Source organism: Streptococcus sanguinis (genome assembly GCF_019929225.1).
Lineage (GTDB): Bacteria > Bacillota > Bacilli > Lactobacillales > Streptococcaceae > Streptococcus > Streptococcus sanguinis_J.
On sequence record NZ_JAHZPA010000026.1, the window covers coordinates 1 to 648 of the forward strand.

Below are 648 nucleotides of genomic sequence, written 5' to 3' on the forward strand. Positions count from 1 at the left end.
AGGAGAGACCGAAAGGTGTATCCGATGGCCAACAGGTTGAGATTCCTGTACTAGAGTATGAAGTGATGGAGGGACGCAGTAGGCTAACTCGTGCGTACGAATGGATGTACGTCTAAGCAGTAAGGCGTGGTATGAGTCAAATGCTTATACCTGTAACGTTGAGCTGTGATGGGGAGCGAAGTTTAGTAGCGAGTGAGTGATGTCACACTGCCAAGAAAAGCTTCTAGCGTTGTATCATACTCTACCCGTACCGCAAACCGACACAGGTAGTCGAGGCGAGTAGCCTCAGGTGAGCGAGAGAACTCTCGTTAAGGAACTCGGCAAAATGACCCCGTAACTTCGGGAGAAGGGGTGCTGACTTAAGTCAGCCGCAGTGAATAGGCCCAAGCAACTGTTTATCAAAAACACAGCTCTCTGCTAAATCGTAAGATGATGTATAGGGGGTGACGCCTGCCCGGTGCTGGAAGGTTAAGAGGAGTGCTTAGCGGTAACGCGAAGGTATGAATTGAAGCCCCAGTAAACGGCGGCCGTAACTATAACGGTCCTAAGGTAGCGAAATTCCTTGTCGGGTAAGTTCCGACCCGCACGAAAGGCGTAATGATTTGGGCACTGTCTCAACGAGAGACTCGGTGAAATTTTAGTACCTGT

General features: G+C 49.8%; 1 rRNA gene. It reads left to right on the forward strand.

Annotated elements, in window-relative coordinates:
• Positions 1-648: ribosomal RNA gene (locus K1I80_RS12020) — 23S ribosomal RNA — on the forward strand; the annotation flags it as partial.